Source organism: Pelotomaculum sp. FP (genome assembly GCF_004369245.1).
Lineage (GTDB): Bacteria > Bacillota > Desulfotomaculia > Desulfotomaculales > Pelotomaculaceae > Pelotomaculum_C > Pelotomaculum_C schinkii.
The window spans coordinates 112,178-129,797 of record NZ_QFGB01000003.1 but is presented as its reverse complement, the minus strand read 5'-3'; the positions used below and the strand labels follow the sequence as shown (position 1 = coordinate 129,797).

The 17,620-nt window shown below is 44.3% G+C and carries 13 protein-coding genes; 11 read left to right on the top strand and 2 right to left on the bottom strand.

Features of this window, described 5'->3' with window-relative positions; translation table 11 throughout:
- Positions 1-146 precede the first annotated feature (146 nt).
- From Psfp_RS02370 to Psfp_RS02325, 10 genes are all read left to right on the top strand, one after another.
- Positions 147-1,406 (top strand): S-layer homology domain-containing protein, encoded by a 1,260-nt coding sequence (locus Psfp_RS02370; RefSeq protein WP_134216946.1) that lies wholly within the window; start codon positions 147-149, stop codon positions 1,404-1,406.
- Positions 1,407-1,517: 111 nt separating this feature from the next.
- Positions 1,518-2,105: a YdcF family protein gene (locus tag Psfp_RS02365; protein ID WP_153189489.1), complete on the top strand. Its 588-nt coding sequence runs from the start codon at positions 1,518-1,520 to the stop codon at positions 2,103-2,105.
- 34 nt (positions 2,106-2,139) lie between these two features.
- Positions 2,140-3,201: a GNAT family N-acetyltransferase gene (locus Psfp_RS02360; RefSeq protein WP_134216944.1), complete on the top strand. Its 1,062-nt coding sequence runs from the start codon at positions 2,140-2,142 to the stop codon at positions 3,199-3,201.
- Between the two features lies 1 nt (position 3,202).
- On the top strand, positions 3,203-3,829 hold the full coding sequence (locus Psfp_RS02355) for a sugar transferase (RefSeq protein ID WP_134216943.1): 627 nt from the start codon (positions 3,203-3,205) through the stop codon (positions 3,827-3,829).
- 19 nt (positions 3,830-3,848) lie between these two features.
- The gene (locus Psfp_RS02350) at positions 3,849-4,799 is read left to right on the top strand and encodes an NAD-dependent epimerase/dehydratase family protein (protein WP_134216942.1); all 951 of its coding nucleotides are present in this window, start codon (positions 3,849-3,851) and stop codon (positions 4,797-4,799) included.
- A 179-nt stretch (positions 4,800-4,978) separates the two neighbouring features.
- On the top strand, positions 4,979-7,018 hold the full coding sequence (locus Psfp_RS02345) for a right-handed parallel beta-helix repeat-containing protein (RefSeq protein ID WP_134216941.1): 2,040 nt from the start codon (positions 4,979-4,981) through the stop codon (positions 7,016-7,018).
- 269 nt (positions 7,019-7,287) lie between these two features.
- Positions 7,288-7,869: a Wzz/FepE/Etk N-terminal domain-containing protein gene (locus Psfp_RS02340; RefSeq protein ID WP_190238826.1), complete on the top strand. Its 582-nt coding sequence runs from the start codon at positions 7,288-7,290 to the stop codon at positions 7,867-7,869.
- 72 nt (positions 7,870-7,941) lie between these two features.
- Positions 7,942-9,333: an O-antigen ligase family protein gene (locus tag Psfp_RS02335; protein ID WP_134216939.1), complete on the top strand. Its 1,392-nt coding sequence runs from the start codon at positions 7,942-7,944 to the stop codon at positions 9,331-9,333.
- Positions 9,330-10,550 carry a glycosyltransferase gene (locus tag Psfp_RS02330; protein ID WP_134216938.1) on the top strand — a complete coding sequence of 407 codons (1,221 nt, stop codon included), beginning with the start codon at positions 9,330-9,332 and terminating at the stop codon, positions 10,548-10,550. The genes Psfp_RS02335 and Psfp_RS02330 overlap by 4 nt, the downstream gene beginning before the upstream one ends.
- Positions 10,551-10,632: 82 nt before the next feature.
- Positions 10,633-11,796, top strand: a complete 1,164-nt coding sequence (locus Psfp_RS02325) for a glycosyltransferase family 4 protein (RefSeq protein ID WP_134216937.1) — start codon at positions 10,633-10,635, stop codon at positions 11,794-11,796.
- A 12-nt stretch (positions 11,797-11,808) separates the two neighbouring features.
- Here Psfp_RS02325 and Psfp_RS02320 read toward each other — a convergent pair whose 3' ends face one another.
- Both Psfp_RS02320 and Psfp_RS02315 read right to left on the bottom strand, forming a co-directional pair.
- On the bottom strand, positions 11,809-14,922 hold the full coding sequence (locus Psfp_RS02320; protein WP_134216936.1) for an Ig-like domain-containing protein: 3,114 nt from the start codon (positions 14,920-14,922) through the stop codon (positions 11,809-11,811).
- Between the two features lie 283 nt (positions 14,923-15,205).
- Positions 15,206-16,309 (bottom strand): glycosyltransferase, encoded by a 1,104-nt coding sequence (locus Psfp_RS02315; RefSeq protein ID WP_134216935.1) that lies wholly within the window; start codon positions 16,307-16,309, stop codon positions 15,206-15,208.
- 258 nt (positions 16,310-16,567) lie between these two features.
- On the opposite strand from Psfp_RS02315, the gene Psfp_RS02310 reads away from it, so the two are divergent.
- Positions 16,568-17,617, top strand: a complete 1,050-nt coding sequence (locus Psfp_RS02310; protein ID WP_134216934.1) for a Gfo/Idh/MocA family oxidoreductase — start codon at positions 16,568-16,570, stop codon at positions 17,615-17,617.
- The last annotated feature ends 3 nt before the right edge of the window (positions 17,618-17,620 follow it).

Here is a 17,620-nt window from a genome sequence, read left to right as displayed (position 1 = left end):
ACAAAGTGTTGCGCAGAGCTGTTGCCGGACCTGAATTGCTCCTCCGGATAGGAAAGCAGGACAGCTGTGCGGGTGTACCGTCACTTTTATGAGGCAGAAGTGGCCCGGGGGAAGAAGTTTCAATTTAATTTGCAAAGGAGGTCAGGATGAAAAAATATTTATTGGTTCTGTTGTTTACCCTGGCATGTTTTTGTCCCGGGCAGAATGTCTTTGCCCAGACCTTTAATGATATTCAGGACCACTGGGCGAAAGGCTATATCAGCCAACTATCTGATGCCAATGTTATCAGAGGCTATCCAGACGGCACTTTCAAACCGGAAGGCAATATTACCAGGGCTGAATTCACCAAAGCGCTGGTGCTAAGCCGCGGCCTTCCTTTAAAACCTACGGTAAATCCCACATTCACAGATGTCGGAGCTTATCATTGGTGTTACCCCTACGTTGAATCGGCTATAGCTGCCGGAATTATTGTCCCCGATGAATATGTGCAAACAGCCTTTATTCCTGACGAACCAATAACCAGGGTGGAAGCCGCTATATTTCTGTCCCGGTCACTTGGCCTGGCAGAGGGATCCGGCTTTACCGGATTTGACGACGGTAACCAAATTCCTGTTGAGTTCAGGGGATATATCAGAGCGGTTAAAGAGCGCGGCTTGATTGCCGGTTATCCCGACGGGACTTTCAGGCCGTGGAATCCTATCTCAAGGGCAGAAGCCAGTACTATTCTAGTACGTTACATGTATGAGCAGGGCAAGGGCAAAGGGTTGGTCACCATCAGCTATGACCATCAGTTTTCATCAGTATTTGAAAACGCCTTTCCTCTCCACAAGGCTTACGGTTATCCGGGAGTAAACTACGTCTGTACTTCGTCTGTGGGCTCAGAGGGGGCCATGACGGTAAAGCAATTAAAAGAAATGGAAGACGCAGGCTGGGAAACAGCTTCACACAGCGCCAATCATCTGCACTTTAAAGATTTGGACGAAAAAGGTATACGCGATCAGCTGGAGAGATCAAAACAGTGGTTGAAGCAGTACAGCCTGACAGGGGAAAACTTTGCTTATCCTTTCAGGTTTGCTGCCGCCCCTAACCCGCTGGTGCGGGAGTATTACAACTCCGGCGCGACCTCCTATGACAAGCAGATTAATGTAAAACCTTTTAATTCATATAAGCTAAGCAGGTATTACTTGCAAAAGCCGGGTGAGGAAGAAATTAAAGAGGTTCTGGACAAAACCGTGGCAGAGGGAGGTTGGACCATTTTCTATACACACAATGTTTACAAAGGCAACCAGACTCCAGATGATAAAAGCATCAATCAAGATACATTGCAATTCCTGTTTGACGAAATAGCAAAGAGGAACATGCAGGTAGTCACAGTGAAACAAGGCCTGCAACTGATGAGCCGGTAAATCTGACAACTGGAGTATCATTTTGGCTGGAAGAGTCATGAATCATGAGATAAAATGCCATTCACCCCTATGGAAGATTATCGGCTAGTTGGTTAGACAAAGAATGGGAGGGTGATACCGATTAGCCAAAGGGGTTGGTGGATCATCGTGAGTCTGGGCTTTCTTCTCGTTATAGCTGGTATCGTTGCTTTTCCTCCCTGGTCGCTTATGGCGAGGCTGCTGGACGTTAACGACCGGCCAGAAAAAGTTGATGTTTTGATAACACTCGGAGGAGATTCGGAAAGAGAGCTTTATGCGGCAGAGCTTTACCGGCTTGGCTTTGCTCATAAGATCATAATGTCCGGCTGCGGCTCGTCGGCCCGGCAGATGGCAAAGAAAGCCATCCAAGCCGGCGTCCGGACGGAGGATATTATTTTAGAAGAAAAAGCTGAAAGCACGTACGAAAATGCAATTTTTTCAAGAAACATTATTATCCAAAAACAATATCAATCCGCTATCGTGGTCACCTCGCCCTACCATATGAGGCGTGCCAAGCTGGTATTTGACAGGGTGTTCAAAAAAACAGGCGTGAAATTGCTTTATTGCTCAACCAATGACTCGGGATTTAACGTGGACGGCAGGTGTATTAGCGAAAACGACAGGCGGTTGGTACGAAAAGAGTACGTTAAATTGCTCTATTACTGGCTGAGGTATTGGTAGTAAGGTAAGGGTTCCGGGGGGGGGCTGCTGTAGCATGGGACATTATGAAGTGCTGGGTTTGCAGGACCGGCAGCAGTGGCTGGAGGAGTTGGAAAACGTAAAAGAGGTATGTCCGGATCTGTACTACCGGCCTGAATACCACGGGCTGTTTAAAGATTGGGGAGAAGCGAGGGCCTTTGTTTACCGGGAAGGAAACGACATGGTTATCTACCCTTTTTTGTTCAGGAAGATCGATCTGATCCCCGGACTGAAGGGTAAGCTCAAGCAGCAGCTTTATGATATTACCAGTCCGTATGGTTACGGGGGGCCGCTGGCAAGTCATATGGCCGGCGAAAAAGTACTGGATAACTTTTACCGGTGTTTTGCCGCCTACTGTGAAAGAAACAACGTGATTACGGAGTTCATACGGTTTCACCCTTTACTGGGCAACCACCGCCTGCTGGAGAAACAGGTTGAGATCGAAAGAGTATCGTCTGTAATCTGTGTTGACCTCGGAAAATCAGAAGAAGAGATATGGCTGGGATATGGACGAAACAACCGTAAAAACATAAAAAAGGCTTATCAGGCAGGTCTGAAGGTAATCATGGAAGATACCCCGGCCCATTTTACTGATTTTATTTCCATTTATCACCACACCCTGGCAAGGAACGGGGCCGGTCAGTTTTACTTCTTCAACGGTGAACTTTATGACCATATTCATCAAGAGTTGAAAGGTAATTTTATATATGCTCATACCATAAAGGACAATCAGGTAGTATCAACTGAGCTGCTGCTGTACAATAACTTCTACATGCATTCCTTTCTTGGAGGGACTCTGGAACAATATTATCAGTACCGTCCCAACAATATTTTAAAACATGAAGTGATCAAGTGGGCAAAAACGAGAGGAATCAAATATTTTTTACTTGGCGGTGGTTACCGGGAGGGAGACGGTATTTACCGGTTTAAGCGTTCCTTTGCTCCGGACGGACACCTGGATTTTTATATTGGGAAAAAGGTGCATAACCACGAAGCCGTCAGAATGCTTGAAAAGATGATGGAGTCAAAAATCCCCCGAGAAGGTGAAGGTTATTTCCCCGTTTACCGGAGGTACTAAGATGTTTGAAAAAAGAATATATTGGATTGTTAAAAGAGTGTTTGATATTTTCTTGACAATATTGCTCCTTTTGATTCTAAGTCCGCTGTTATTGGCAGTGGCTTTAGCAATAAAATTATCATCACCGGGTGAAATCTTCTTCAAACAGCAGCGTCTGGGTTTACATGGGAAGGTTTTTTGGATGTATAAATTCAGGAGTATGGTTTCTAATGCTGTGAATATTGGTTCGGGGATGTTTGTGGAGAAGGATGACCCCCGCATAACCCGTATTGGTAGAATCCTCAGAAAAACTGACATTGACGAACTGCCGCAATTATTCAACGTGCTTCGTGGAGATATGAGTCTGATAGGTCCCCGGCCAGCCCCTTTGCACCATCTTAAAAAATACGATAAAAGGCAAAAAAAGAGGTTAAGCGTAAAGCCGGGCATTACCGGATGGGCACAGGTTAATGGACGTCTGGCTCTTTACTGGCCCGAAAGGATTGAGTTGGATCTCTGGTACGTTGAAAATAATTCGCTTTGGACGGACATAAGAATATTAATGAAGACAATTACCGTAGTCCTTTACCGCCGTGGGGAAACGGCCAGGGAAGATCGTAAAGATGTAGACCCCTTTATGAAATTATAGAAAAAAACAGGAGGGCCGGATGAGACTAAAAGGACGTCATGTCTTGGTTACAGGTGGGGCCGGTTTTCTTGGCTCTCATCTTTGTGAAAAGCTGCTGTTGGAAGGCGCCCGGGTAAGGGTTCTGGACAAATTAACCACCGGCAGGGAAGATAATCTACACCCGCTTAAAAAACAAGTCGAACTGGTAAACAGCGACATAGCTTGTGAAGACTCGGTTATGAGCGCAACCAGGGATATTGATACAATTGTTCATCTGGCGTTTCCCATGGTTTTGCGCCTTCGCTCAATTGAAACAGCAGTCGTAACCGAAGCTTTAGCCGGCTTTATGAATTTAATAAAGGCCGCGCTGGAACGTAACGTGCTGCTTATTTATATCTCTTCTATCGCAGTATACGGTAACCAAAAATACGTTCCCATAGATGAAAACCACCCGCTGGAACCTGTACAGGTACACGGCGCAGTTAAACTTGCTGAAGAATTCTTGTGCCGGACACTTGCCTTAAGTGACGGTCTTGCGGCTGTAATACTGAGACCTTCAGATATTTATGGGCCAAGAAATACCAGGATCAGCGTGCCGATTAAGTTTTTGCTCCAGGCTATCCGGAATGAACCAATTACTGTTTACGGAGACGGCTCAGACAGCCGGACTTATACGTATGTCTCAGATTTTTCTGAAGCGGTAGTTTTAAGTATGATCCTGCCTGAAGCTATCGGCGGGATTTTTAATGTCGGAGGCGATGAATGTGTTTCCATGCGCCAACTGGCCTGTGAGGTTAAGAAAGTAACTGGAAGCAGCAGTCCCGTTATTCATCAGGACAGCCCTGCAGCAGGCCGCAAACTTATCGTCGATAGCTTGAAAGCGAAAAAGATACTGGGCTTCCAACCTGCTACTAATATTACTGATGGGTTAGCCGAAACCTACCGGTGGCTTAAAGAAAACCAAAGGTATTTCCAACTTTTATCTTACTGAATGCCTGCTGGTTTTGAATCCTTATAAGCTAGTCATGTGTCAGTTTTGCAAACAAATTATTATTACAAATGTGTTATTTTACTATATTAAAATCTAAATAGACGGAATATATCTTTAACAATGATAATTATTTAGTGAGCGAATCCATTTCAAAATAGATAGGGATTTGAGGAGATTATATGATTGCAATCTATTTTGCAGTTGGGATATTGCTTGTCCTGGCCTGGTTATATATTTATTTAAAATATTTCAGCAAGACAGAGGGTAAAAAGTATTTTATAGATTTATCAAAAAAAAATTCCAAAGAATATGAAGCATATTTTGTAGCTCCTTTTGGCGACGATAATAACAGTGGTTCTTTAACAAGTCCCTGGGGGACCATAACCTACGCTGTCAGCCAATTGGGACCAGGGGAAAAGCTCTTGCTCCGGGGAGGCGTTTATAAAGAATATGTTTCAATAAATAAATCAGGCTCCGTTGATAATCCTATTGAAATAGCTGTGTTTCAGGATGAGGAGGCGATATTGGACGGCGCGGGGCTCGTCTGGAAATACGGCCTTAACTTCCAGTTTGGCGTTTCTTATGTAACTTTAACAGGGTTGAAAATAAAAAATACTAAAGAACACGGGGTTACTCTGTGGGGAGAGAACAGGTACATCCAATTAAGAAATTTGGAAATTCAAGGTTGTGGTACCGGTCTTCATATTATATCAGCCACAGATCTGTTGGTTAAAGACTGCAACTTGCATAATAACAACGGGCCTGGTCTTGTTGTGTCTCCCGGGCCGGTAAATAAAGCCCGGATTGTACATACAAGATCCTCCTTTAATGAAAGCCCGGAATTACCTGACGGCTTTAAACTGGACAGCGGTGAGGATATTTTATTTGAAAAGTGTTTTGCAGAGTATAATGCCGGAAACGGTTTTGGGTGCATTACTTCAAGTATGGTCATTTCCTCCTGCGTGGTCAGACACAATGGACGTTATGGCATCAGGTGCGTTGGAGAAGACAATAAACTGGTCAACTGTATTGTTGATAGCAATGGAATGGCAGGTATTGCCTTGCTGGGTGGAGGATCTTATGAATTATACAACAACCTGGCGATCAATTGTGGTTCTCTTGGTGATTATGGATTGATTGCGGGTACTGAGGCCGATACTTCAATTGCCAGAGTAGCGTTAATTAATAATATTTTTGCTTATAACTACGGCGGGGTCCATTTTGGTTGTTCTGCTGTTTTGGAGAGAGAAAATCATAATATTTTTTGGAGCCGTATAGATTCAGAAATATCTGTTAACAACCGGAGGTATTCCCGTGAGGACATAAATGAACGGGTTTGGTTTCAAGAGACCGGCCGGGGAGAGCGCAGCTTTAGCCGTGACCCTCTTTTTGTTGATTACATGTCCAACGATTTCAGGCTGGCCAAAAACAGCCCCGCCATCGACCGGGGCGCTAAAGATGGGTCTCCAGGCACAGACATAAACGGCGGTATTCGCCCGCAGGGATGGGGTATTGATATTGGGCCCTACGAATCCGCAGAAGGAACACTTATCCCGCCCACAGCCGATATCATTTTCTGTCCCAGTTGTTCCAGTGATGATTCGGAGTCACAAACGTTCAAAGTCAAATGGGCAGGTTCTATTTTTATTGAAAAAGGCAATGTAACAAAATTCCACATTCAGTATAAAGAGGGAGAGGGAGGAGCCTGGCAAAACTGGCTATTGGAAACTTCAGAATATGAAGGAGAATTTTCAGGGAGCGCCGGTCGTACCTATTACCTGAGGGTCAGGGCTAAAGATGACCTTGGTAATTGGGGAAACTGGTCAGATAGTAAATGTGCCGTGGTTCCAATCGATGACCAGAATCCATTAATAAAATATGAAGGCTCATGGAGTTCAGTAAGTTCAGAGCATTCATTCCTAAATACCCTGCATTATTCCGATGTTCCAGGAGCATCCGCGTCTATACTCATAACGGGCAAGGAGTTCTCCTGGATATCTACCACAGGGCCGGACCGTGGGATTGCTGTGGTTTATCTTGATGATATCGCGCAGGCCAAGATTGATCTTTATGATAAAGAGTACGAATACAGACAAAGGGTTTTCACAGTTGCTCTTGATGGCAAATCACATTTAGTGAGAATCGAGGTAGATGGTAAAAAGAATTCTCTGGCAAGTGGATGCCGGGTGGATATTGATGGTATTTATATAAAGTCATAATTCGACGCTTTTATATATTGAAAGTATAGCATTAACTACAATGTAAATAACAATTAGTAGCAGACGCCTCTGGTGCTTTTTTCGGTGCATTTGGCACACTCAAAAGGGGCGTTTTTCTTTTCACCCGATATGTGCATACGCTTTGGGGAGGAGGAAAAGTTGTGAATTATTTGTCATAACTGTGGTTAACTATTGAATCGTAGTCCAGGTGGTGAATGTCCGGGAATTTTGTTGTGTGTGCTCTGCTTTTGTTAAGGGGGGGGTATTTTTTGATCGAAATTCTAAAAAAAAGGCTGTCTCTTTTAATGATTATCCCAATAGCATCTATATTTACCGCGGCTATCATCAGTTTATTAATGGCGCCGGTTTACCTCGCGACTACTACCATCATGGTAGTAAACACGACCGGTGAAGAAAATCCTGTTTCAGATTATAATTTCTTAAATTTAAACCGTCAGCTTGTTAAAACATACGGGGAATTGGCGACAGAACAGGTTATTTTACAGGAAGTAACCACGCAGCTTAACGGCATAACAGCCATTGAACTGGCAGATAAAATCACCGTTACTCCCGTCAAGGATTTAGAGCTGTTAAGAATCTCTGTCAGAGACGAAAATCCGGAAATAGCCTCCTTTATCGCCAATAAAATAGTTGATGTTTTAAGGAAGAAAACCACGCAGCTGTATGAAAAAGATAACATAAAAGTGGTCAGCTATGCGGATATCCCGGTAAAACCTGATCAACCCGACTTTCTGGTGAATATTGCCGGAGCTTTTTTGGCGGGATTGATTGTCGCCATCATCATTTCGTTCTGCTTGGAAGAGAAATTGTTAAAAGCAGATCAGGGTTGAAGCGGGCTTCCATGACCCCGTAGGTTTGCTGTTAGTGATATGAAGCAGTCTGGATAAACAGGGAGCGCTGAAATGAAAGAAGTGAGAATTATTGGAGCAGCGAAGCTAAAAGGCCAAACCAGTGAACAATCACTACCGTCCCTGCTTTTGGCTGTTGCCTGCGGCGCAGCATTGGGATGCCTGGCCTCCCTTACCGGCAATTTGTTAATAACAGTCATAACAGCCTTAAGTATTCCGCTAATACTCTGGAAACCTTTTCTTGGACTGATCGGCATGATGTTTATGGTGCCGTTTGAAGAATTGACCACTTTGGGTTTCTCCTTTACTTTGGTGAGGGTGGTAGGGGCTGTCACATTTATATGCTGGTTTTTCCAAGTAATATTAAAAAGGGAAAAAATAAAGACAGACCGCTTCTTGGGGGTGGCGCTGCTTTTCCTGGCATGGTCTTGCTGTTCTCTTTTATGGGTGATTAACTGGGATCAAGGAATAGTTGCAGTATTAACCATATCCCAACTGGTCCTTCTGTACTTGATGAGCAGAAATTTAATCAATTCTGATGATAAACTTCGTGTTGTTTTAGTCAGTTATGTTGTTGGCGCCGTTGCTGCCGCCATAATTGCCACCTTGGGGGTATATGAGGCCGGTTTTGTCACGAGGGCTTCCGTTTCAGATCTGCAAGACCCCAACCACTTCGCGCGTGCTTTATGTGTTGCTCTGATTTTGACAGTATACCTGACCTGCAAATACCGGAGTTATCAGCGTTACCTGTATTTTATCAGCAGTTTTCTTCTGGCCGGGGGAGTGTTGTTGTCCGGTTCCAGAGGCGCTTGGCTGGCCGTACTGGCTTCAGTCGCTGCCGCTTTTGTGTATACCAAAAGCAAAATCCTGAAAATAGCGCTTATTACCTCCTTGATGATGGTTATCCTGCTCTTTAACAGTGTGGCCTTAAAAACGATGCCGCCGCTAATCACTGAAAGAGTCGTTTCTATGACAGAACTCGCCGACCGCGGCAGCGGACGGCTTGATATCTGGATGGTCGGCGTGGAGATGGTCAAGAAGAATTGGCCGGCCGGAGTCGGTATCAACAGTTTTATCACGGCTTACAACGATTACCTACTCAAAACAAGCGACGAGATCAGAGATCGGGGTGTAATGAGGGACGCTCACAATTCTTTTCTCTGTATATTGGCGGAACTGGGATTGTTGGGCTTGCTTTTATTTTGTATGTTCTGGCTGGTTGCATGGAAATCAGTTAGTGGATTATCCGGTGATCCCGAAAAAACGATGGGTGTTTGCATGCTGGTATACCTTTTTTTTGCCTCCCTTACCGGAACTGAATACATGAACAAATATTTCTGGGTAGGGCTATTGGTTGTTAACATGTTGTTTGTGGTCAAGGCTAATAAGCTGGCCGATGAACAGGTTATCACAAGAAAAAGGGGAGCCGGGTATGAATATTTATGAAAATTGTTTATATAACTGCTAAAACGCCATGGAGTCCGAAGGAGACATTTATTTTACCCGAAATACAGGAAATCAGGCGACAAGGCCATCAAATAACAGTAATTCCACTGCGGCCGGGCAAAGCCGTTATTGCCGGCCAAGAGGCAATGCGGGTAGCTGAAATTAGTATCCATCTGCCATTAATAGGGTTTAAGGTCCTGGGTATGGCCCTGGCAGTGACGATACTCCATCCACTGTGTGTAATGATTACTTTATGGCATCTATTGCGAACTTGGAGGAAGCCTCTCAAGCTGCTCAAAAACCTTGCTGTTTTCCCCAAAGGTTTAGCCGTCGCCCGCCTGGTTAAAAAGATAAAGCCAGACCATATTCACGCCCACTGGGCTTCCACTCCGTCCACAGCTGCCTATATAGCGGCTAAGGTTTGTAATATACCCTGGAGTTTAACCGCTCACCGGTGGGATATAAGTGAAAATAACATGTTGCAAGAAAAAGTTAGAAGCGCAAAGTTTGTTCGTGCCATAAACCGCCAGGGGCGAGCCGAGATACAGCAAGCTGTAGGTAAGTCTCTGGCTGACAAGTGTGAAGTGATTCATATGGGAGTTGATGTAAGGCAGAGCTTAAACGCGGAAAATCAGGCCTTGATTGAAGGTAAATTAGATAAATTTGTTTTTTCCTGTCCGGCCTATATGGTTTTAAAAAAGGGACACAGTTATCTGATTGAGGCCTGCAGTCTATTAAAAAAACGAGGAAAACCTTTTTATTGTTGGTTATTTGGGGATGGACCGCTTGAGGGCGAATTGCGCAAGCAAGTTAAGTCCTTGGGCTTGGAAGGCGTAGTTGAATTCAAAGGGCGTTTACCTCATGATGCCTTGCTCGGACTATATCAGAATGGGGCAATAGATACTGTTGTGTTACCTAGTATTGAGACTGAATCGGGCGACAAAGAAGGAATTCCCGTATCTTTGATCGAGGCCATGGCCTGGGGAGTTCCCGTGATTTCCACTCCCACAGGCGGAATTAGTGAGCTTTTGCGGGAAGAAGCCGGTGTTCTGGTACCGGAGAGAAGCGCACAGGTTTTGATGGAGTCTATGGAGACGTTAATGAGAGACGCAGAGTATTTACAGACCATTGCCGAGCGGGGTCGCCGGCGTGTTTTTGAAGAGTATAGTATTGAGACGGTGGTTAAGGACTTGCTTGGGTTAATGAAATCGAAGTAGTTGTGTTCAACTTTTGGGCGAATATACGCCAACGAATTTTTAATAATGGTTGTAAATTTGCCTTTACAAAGGAAGAGATATAGTGAAAGTTTTACAGTTGGCCAATTATAATGGTCCGTATGAAGGTAATTTCATCCCTTCCTTAATAGCTTTGGAAAGAAGGCTACAAGAGCGTGGTTGGCGGCAAATATTGGCCTTTCCAGAAGGGGCAAAAGAATTCAACTGGTTTCAGCGAGTACAAAGAGAAAATAAGTGTATTTACATTATTCCCAAGAGGAAGTCAATATTTAGTCAAATAAAAGCAGTTGACCAGATCGTTAACCACGAAGGAATCAAAATTATACACACACATTTTACAAATTACGATGTAGTTGCCTGGCTTTCTAAATTGCATGATAAGATAAATAATAATAATAACATTGAGGTTCTATGGCATATTCATTCTCCGGCCCGTGTAAAAAAGACTTTTATGCGACAGCTGCGAGATCTGGTGAAATATAAAATTATTGGTAGAAGCGTACATGCGATTGTGGTTTCAAGCGGCGGGTTTATTTCAATGAGAGAGAGGGGGTTGTTGGAACGGCAGGCTTTTGTTGTTCCAAATGGTATTGATCTGGGAAGATTGACCAAGTGTACAAAAACACGGCAAGAAATGCGTAATTCTTTTCATGTTACAGCTGAAGAGGTTTTATGTCTTCAATATGCTTGGGAACCGTATATAAAAGGTGTAGATATAACATTAAGCGCCATGGAATATTTAATGCGTTATGGATTACAGGTAAAACTCTGCCTGGTTGGGCAAGATGTATTGTTTCATTTCGTCCGTAAGAGATTTAAAGACAGGATTCCTGATTGGGTGAGGATCATCGAGCCTGAAAATGAAGTAACCAATTACCTAAAAGCCGCCGATATTTTTGTGTCCGCCAGCCGGACGGAAGGTTTTTCTTATGCTGTTGCAGAGGCAATGGCTATCGGCTTGCCTGTAATATGCAGTGACATTCGAGGCCTGGAATGGGCGAGGGAAGCGCCAGGTGTGGTTTTTTTTCCAAGCGAAGACAGCGCAGGTTTGGCGCAGGGGATCATAAAAATTATGAAATGGGCGCCGGAAAAGCTTGCTGCCCGAACTGCAGCCGGTCAATCACTAATTATTGAGCGATATGGAGTGGAAACGTGGGCTGAACAGGTAGCAGATTTATATGAGCAAATAGTAGAAAATAAGGGACGCCGGACAGACGCCCCTTATTAAAATGGTCATTAATTATTTAACCTGAATCAACGTAATGTCGTCAAAGTAATAGGTGCCGGTGCTGCCGGCGTCAACGGAGGGATAAATCCTTACGTAGGCGGTAGCGGCCGGTACGGTTATGGTCATTTCGGGCATGGCCTCCCACCCGCTGCCGGTATTATTGAACTTAAAGGCGTAAGGGACCGTATAGGTGCCGTCCTGTTTGAAGAACTGGACTACGACTCTGGCGCTCATATTTGCCGTGCCTTTTTTAGCTTTCATGTTAAGCTTGTAGGTACCCGGTTGTAAATTCAGCTTCTGGTAAAAACCCCAGCTGTAATTGTTGGAAACATACTTGTTGCCGTTTGCTTCAGTGTTGATTGCCGCTGTGTTTGTTTCATTGGCCCAGCCCTGCAGGCCCGAACTGAAATCGCCGTTTGTGATGAGATTGGCCTGGTTGTTTACAGTATTGTTTACAACACAGGAAACGGCAGCCGATGTGGATGAATTGCCGGCTGCGTCTTTAGCGGTAGCCCGCACATAATAGGTCCCGTTATTAATATTGGAAACGTCCCAGGCAAGCTGCCAGGCGCCGGATGTTTTCGTGCCGTCCTGCAGGGCGGCCGCCCCAATGCTTGTCCAAGTGCCGTTTACATCAGCAGTATAAGCAAAGGTTACGGACTCAACTCCCTGGTTGTCACCGGCTGAGGCTGTTAAAATCGCTTTATCCTTTAATGTGATACCGGCAGCCGGCGCGGTTACGGTCACCTGGGGAGATTCTGTATCAGGCGCCGGTGCTGGTGTAACGCCGGCCGGGACCAGAGAAACGTCGTCAAAGTAATAGGTGCCGTTGCTGCCGGCGTCGACGGAAGGATAAATCCTTACGTAGGCGGTTGCGTCCGGCACGGTTATGGTCATTTCAGGCATGGCTTCCCAACCGCCGCCTGTGTTATTGAACTTGAAGGCGTAAGGGACCGTATAGGTGCCGTCCTGTTTGAAGAACTGGACTACTATTCTGGTGCTCATATTTGCCGTGCCTTTTTTCGCTTTCATATTCAGCTTATAGGTGTCCGGCTGTAAAATCAGTTTCTGGTAAAAACCCCAGCTGTAACTGTTGGAAACATACTTGTTGCCGTTTGCTTCAGTGTTGATTAACGCTGTGTTTGTTTCATTGGCCCAGCCTTGCAGGCCCGAACTGAAATCGCCGTTGGTGATGAGATTAGCCTGGTTGTTTACAGTATTGCTTACAATACAGGAAACGGCAGTTGATGCGGATGAATTGCCGGCTGCGTCTTTAGCGGTAGCCCGCACATAATAGGTACCGTTATTTATATTGGAAACGTCCCAGGCAAGCTGCCAGGCGCCGGACGTTTTCGTGCCGTCCTGCAGGGCGGCCGCCCCAATGCTTGTCCAACTGCCGTTTACATCAGCGGCATAAGCAAAGGTTACTGACTCAACTCCCTGGTTGTCACCGGCTGAGGCTGTTAAAACCGCGGTATCCTTTAATGTGACACCGGCAGCCGGCGCGGTTACAGTCACCTGGGGAGATTCTGTATCAGGCGCCGGTGCGGGCGTAGAACCGGCCGGGACCAGAGAAATGTCGTCAAAGTAATAGGTGCCGGTGCTGCCGGCGTCAACGGAGGGATAAATCCTTACGTAGGCGGTTGTGGACGGTACGGTAATGGTCATTTCAGGCATGGCTTCCCACCCGCTGCCGTTGTTATTAAACTTGAAGGCGTAAGGGACCGTATATGTGCCGTCCTGTTTGAAGAACTGAACTACGACCCTGGCGCTCATATTTGCCGTGCCTTTTTTTGCTTTCATATTCAGCTTGTAGTCGCCCGGTTGCAAATTCAGTTTCTGGTAAAAACCCCAGCTGCAATTGTTGGAAACATACTTATTGCCGTTCGATTCAGTGTTGATTACCGCTGTGCTTGTTTCATTGGCCCAGCCTTGCAGGCCCGAGCTGAAATCGCCGTTGGTGATGAGATTGTCAGTCTGTCCGGGTATTGGCGTCGGATCAGAATTTTGGCCGCCTTGCGCAACTGTGTAGTTCAACAGGGCCAAACCGGCAAAAACCATATCGTGTACCGATGTTTGGTTTGCAAGGATACTCCAGGACGTGTCGATTAGAGATGGCGCCCAGGGCGCAAACCATAGCCATTGTGCGATAGTGCCCGGTAAAGGTGACGTGCCGCTGCCATCAAGGCGGTGAGCGATTGATCCATTGCTTTTTACCATTATTTTTGTGGCTGTATTGGCGAACCTTTGCATGTCGGTGTCGCTAAAAAGGCCATGTTTGTATGCATAATTGATAAATTCCAGTTCGGGAACGACATGGCCTGTGTCTTCATAAACGCTGCCGTAATCAGCGCTGTCAGGGAAGTATTTCCAGGTGTAGGCATTCAAGGCAGTGTTTAAGATGAGATATTTTTTGAAGTAATTTGTTATTTTAGTGGCTTTATCGAGGTAGGTCTTGTCCCCTGTGGCTTCATAAATAGCAAACATGACGCTGCCTTGGGCCAAATTCATGTTAATAGGCAAGTTTAAATGCATCGTAGCGCTATCTTCAATCCACTTTGAATTGGTATCCAGGTATTTGGGCTGATCCCTCATGTCATGGACCTTGACGGCATCCTTGGCAGCCTGCAAATATACATCCGCCTTGGCTTTATACTTTGACAGAGCCGGGTCATTGTACACCATGGCGGCAAATTCAGCCATGGGCTGGACGGTTACTCCCGTTTGTACCGCATAAAGCCAATAACTCTGATAATTGGTAAAAGAACCATTGCGCCAGGCGGGTAAACTCAAGCCGCGGTAATCGGTTACTTTCCGTATATTATCACGGCGATTTAACTGGCTATCTATATGTCCGGTAAACAAATTCAGGTAGCTTTCATCTTTAGTAGCTTTGTACATTATTAAATAAGCTCTTGTGACGTAACTTTCTTCCCAGGTGGGATAATTATTATCCACTTGGGTTTTATAACTTTCCCAGGTACTTTTATTATATTGGTCCACCTGATCAAACTTTGCCCGCAAAGTTGCCGCGCTGGGGGTTGCAGCTTGCGCATATCCAACAAATATAAGCGAAAACAAGAAAACTAACGAGAGCATGCTGAAAACAAACTTACTTTTCTTCACTTACGCTGTCCTCCTTGAATTTGTCGTTTGTGACAATTTTCGACATCATACAAGGAAGTCCTGTTGGCAATTCATACCAATGAAGCAAGGGGACGGTTCTTTTGCTTCCCTGAAAATAGCCGTATAGCTGTTCAGCTCGCAGAGTGAATCCCCAAAAGGTGCGAATTCAGCAACATTGGCTGCCACTAGTCTGGCGCCGGCGCGTCGTGTGTGATTAAAATCGCGCCTGTATCACTTGGGTTTTTTTTTATGATGCGATACCTAGAGGCGTGTGTAATTGCTCTTAAAATACACACTGAGCGCCATCAATGTTATACAGGTTTTTATACTCATCAACAACACGGGTAAGATCAAACCTCTCCCGAACAACGGCCGCGCCTTTTAACCCCATGGCCGTAAAGTATTCTCTATGATCTATTAAATCAATAATCGACTCTGTAAGTGTATCGATATCATATGGAGGAATGAGAATACCGGTTTTTCCGTTATCTATTACTTCCGGAATACCGCCAACGTTTGTGGCAATCACTGGTTTGCCCGCTGCCATTGCTTCGAGAACAACAAGCGGCAATCCCTCTATGTTTGAAGTTAATACAAGGCCGTCACTATATCCCAGAAGCTCTGCTATATCTTGTCTTTCTCCCATAAATTCAACGACTTTTTCGAGGCAGTATGTTTGGACCATGAGCCTAATTGATTGGAGTTGAGGGCCGGTACCAACTAAGAATGCTTTTATCCTGCCCGGTCTTGCCTCAACAACCTTTTTTAAAGCTTGAATAAAAAGAGCATGATTCTTTTCAGGACTGAATCTGGCAACGTGGATGAGAGATATTGGCTTATCAATAGGTTCGGTTACTTTGACTGCCTGGTATTTCCTGGTAGTAATCCCATTTTGTATTACTAAAACTTCTTTTATTTTATAAACGCGCTTAATGCTTGCGGCAACATTTTTTGCTACTGCTACAGGCACGAAACCACAATATTTATATGCAAAACGGCGAACAAGCCGGGTATCCCGGCCGCCTTCCCATTCAGCCATGCTGTGTATTGTTTCTAACCTGCGAGGTACTTTGCTAAATATTGCTGGTAATAGAGTATATAGAATTGCCCTTTGATGGACATGGATTATGTCAGGCCTATAGGTTTTGAAAATCTTCCACAAACGATAGATTATTGGAACATCAAGGCCTTGTTTCTTATTTAGGAAAAACAGCTCAATATTTGAGTCTCTAAGTCTTTTGCTTAAATTATTGTTTGTATCTTCATACAGAGAGCATAAACCGATCTCAAAACAAGTTGAATCTAATGAACATAGTAAGTCGGTAACTAAGCAACTTGCCCCTCCTGTGGAAAGAGACGGAATAACATGAAGGACTTTTTTCTTCATTCTAATTCTCCACCGGTAAGCTTCAATTAATATACATAAACATCATATTCAGGAAAAGTTGTTCCTGATACATGGGATATAAGTTTAGTCTTACATAGGGCGTTTTAGATTGTTGGATGCAGACCGGTTGGAAATATATGTTTTACATGATCAGTAACAATTCCATTAGGTTTAGCGTAACGTAAATTAATAACTATATTTCTACATAAGAAAACCAATGTTTATCTATAAGGGTATAGGTGGTATAGGAGGAAAGAATTGCCGATAGATAAGTCAATAGAATTAGTAAAATTTGGTATTATTGGCTGTGGCGCAATTGCACAGCGTTACATGGATGTTTTTGAAAACTTGAAATTAGCTAAGGTAATTGCTGTAGCAGATATTGATTTTAATAAAACAGCTGCGTGGTCAAAAAAAATAAAGTGTCAAGCTTTTGCGGATTATAGACACCTTTTAGAAAATAAAAATATTGATGTAATTATCATTGCAACACCGAGCGGACTACATGCTCAAATAGCTATTGAAGCCCTTCATGCAGGAAAGCACGTTGTTGTGGAAAAACCAATGGCAATGACGTTGGAGCAGGCTGATGCTATGATTGAGGCGGCAAAGCGTGCAAATCTTATTTTGAGCACAATGTTAAATAAACGCTATTTGCCCGCGTGTGTTTTGTTAAAACGAATTGTCGAGCAAGGTGTCCTGGGGCGGTTATTATCTGGAAGTGTCAGTTTATATTGGTATCGTCCTCAAGAATATTATGATGAAAGCGGATGGCGTGGAACAATATCTATGGATGGCGGTGTTTTAATGAATCAGGCCATACATCATATAGACCTTTTACTTTGGTACATGGGAAATGTTAAGAAGGTACATGCTTATCGCGCTACCTTGGGGCACAACATTGAAGCTGAAGATACGGCGGTGGCAATACTTGAATTTGAAGACAATGCGCTTGGTACAATTAATGCTTCAACCTGCTCCTATCCCAAAAATATGGAAGAAACATTGACTATTATAGGTGAAAAAGGAAGTATTATATTGGGCGGCAGCGATTTGAATAATTTTCGTTTATGGCATATGGCTGGCGCTACAATACAAAGCGCTTTAAATTCAATTAATAAACTCAATATTCCAAAGTGGTATGGACATTATAAAGCAATTGAAGCTGTCAGTTTAGCAATCATTGATGGAAAAGAAGGTACGATTAAGAACTTAGACGGTAAACCGGCCCTTGAGCTGGTTCTTAAAATATATAGTGGCAGTAATATCACGAAGCCTGAAATAGGCCGTAAAGAAAGTTTGGAATAAAAA